The following is a 2,377-nucleotide window of genomic DNA, read 5'->3' on the forward strand; positions in this document are numbered from 1 at the left end:
CGGACCGCGCCGCGCAGCACCGAGAGCCAGCGCCGGTAGCGTTCGGCCGGTCCGAGGTCGGCGGTGAGCGCCACGTACCGGCCCTCGCCCAGGCGCTGTTCCAGGGCGTGGTCGACGGCCCGCACGTCGCGGCCGTCGGGCACCACGACCACGGTGCCGCGCCCGGCGGCCAGGGTCTGCACTGCGGCGACCGCCACCGCGTCCGCCCACCCGGTCCCGGGCAGGGCGTTCCACACCGCGCGGGCGGGCTGGCCCGCGCGCAGCGCGCGCAGGAACGAGGGGCCCTCGGGGTAGTCGGCCCAGGGGCCGGGATCGGGGGCGGCCCCGGTGGCGTCCTGTGTCGCTGCCGTAGCGGGGGGCGGGCCTGTCACGGTTGCGGGCGCCCGTGGGGTGTCGGCGGTGTTCGACGGGGCTTCAGGGCCCGTCCGGGCGCCGGGCGGGACCGCCTCGGGGGTCCCGCCCGGGGCCGTCCCGGGCGCCTCGCCCGAGGCGGTCACGGAGGGGGCGCCGTTCGGGTCCGCTCCGGTCGCCGCGATTTCCCAGGAGGGGGCCGCCCCCGGTGTCTTCGGATTTGCGCTGACCCCCGTGGCCTCCGAAGACGCTTCGGTCCCCGACATCTCCGGACTCACTCCGGACTCCGTTGTCCCCAGGGTCGTCGCGGTCGCTGCCGTCTCGGAATTCGCGCCGGAACCCGCTGTCTCCAAGGGCGCGCCGATCACGGCTGTCCCGGAACCCGCACCGGGTTCCAACATTTCCGGATCCGCGCTGGTCACGGCCGTCTCGGGTGCCGCTCCGGACTCCGCTGCCTCCGGAGCCGCGCTGACCCCGGCCGCATCCGGAGACGCGTCGGCCCCCGTTGCCTCAGCGGCCTCCGCTGCCTTGGCCGCCTCCTTCTCCACGCGGGCGTGGCGGGGCGGCACCGCCAGCCGCAGCACGTCGCTCAGCGTGCCCGCGTAGCGGTCGGCGACCGCACGGGCCAGCCCCAGGATCTCGGGGGTGAGCACGGGCTCGGGGGAGACCACCGCCTCCAGGTAGGCCAGCCGCCCCGAGAACTCCGAGGTCTCCACCCGCTCGGCCAGGAAACCGCCCAGCTGGCGGTTGTTGAACCGCACCTTCACCCGGCAGCCGGGCACCGCCGCCTCGTCCATGTCGGCGGGCACCCGGTAGTCGAAGTACCGGTCCAGGTGGGGCAGCGGGGTGTCCACCACCACGCGCGCGACGGGCAGCCGCTCGGCGGGCCTGCGTGGGGCCGGGCGGCGGGACCTGCTTGCCGCCCGAGCCGTGGCCTTCTCCTGTTCCGGCTCCTGTTCCGGAAGCTCGAAGAGGACCCCGTCGGGCTGACCGGGCTGCGCTGTCATCCTCCTCTGTCTACCAGAACCGTGCGACACCGCCCCGCGCACCGGGCGGCGCGGCCCGGCGCCACTGGTAGAACTGGGGAACCGACAGACCTCGGTGGAGGGGAACCCACGTTGAAGCTTGTCTTTGCCGGAACACCGCAGGTGGCGGTACCGTCCCTGCGCGCACTGATCGACTCCGGCCACGAGGTCGCCGCCGTGGTCACCCGTCCCGACGCCCGCTCCGGGCGCGGCCGGAAGGTCTCCGCCAGCCCGGTCGGCGAACTCGCCGAGAGCGAGGGCATCGAGGTCCTCAAACCCGCCAAGGCGGGCGACCCCGAGTTCCTGGAGCGGCTGGCGCACATCGCCCCCGACTGCTGCCCCGTGGTCGCCTACGGCGCCCTGCTGCCCCAGTCCGCGCTCGACATCCCCCGCCGCGGCTGGGTCAACCTGCACTTCTCCCTGCTTCCCGCCTGGCGCGGCGCCGCCCCCGTCCAGCACGCGGTCCTGCACGGCGACGACATCACCGGCGCGTCCACCTTCCGGATCGTCAAGGAACTCGACGCCGGTCCGGTCTTCGGCACCCTCACCGAGACCGTGCGCCCCACCGACACCAGCGGTGAACTCCTCGACCGGCTCTCCGTCTCCGGCGCCGAACTCCTCGTCCGCACGATCGACGGCATCGCCGCCGACCGGCTCAGCCCGGTGGAGCAGCCCGCCGACGGAATCTCCTACGCGTCCAAGCTCACCCCCGAGGACGCCGAACTCGACTTCACCGCCCCCGCCCTGCGCGTGGACCGCACGGCCCGCGCCTGCACCCCCGCCCCGGGCGCCTGGACCACCTTCCGCGGCGGCCGCCTCAAGGTGGGGCCGGTCACCCCCCTCACCGACGCCGACACACCCGCGCTCGACCCCGGCCAGCTGCACGCCGACAAGAGGCGGGTCCTGGTCGGGACCGCCACCCACCCGGTCGTCCTGGGCGAGGTGCAGCCGCAGGGCAAGCGCGCCATGGCCGCCGTCGACTGGGCGCGCGGCGTGCGCCC

1 protein-coding gene and 1 pseudogene are annotated in these 2,377 nt (G+C 75.3%); one reads left to right on the top strand and one right to left on the bottom strand.

The window, feature by feature from the left end; translation table 11 throughout:
* Nucleotides 1-1,358, bottom strand: a pseudogene (locus tag DQW06_RS28785) (primosomal protein N'); the annotation flags it as partial.
* Between the two features lie 111 nt (nucleotides 1,359-1,469).
* Between DQW06_RS28785 and fmt the strand changes: the two are divergent.
* The coding region (gene fmt, locus DQW06_RS28790) for a methionyl-tRNA formyltransferase (protein ID WP_117199654.1) at nucleotides 1,470-2,377 on the top strand (908 nt) is incomplete at its 3' end.

Origin of the sequence: Nocardiopsis sp. TNDT3, from assembly GCF_003427465.1 — a bacterium.
In the GTDB taxonomy this organism is placed as follows: Bacteria; Actinomycetota; Actinomycetes; order Streptosporangiales; family Streptosporangiaceae; genus Nocardiopsis; species Nocardiopsis dassonvillei.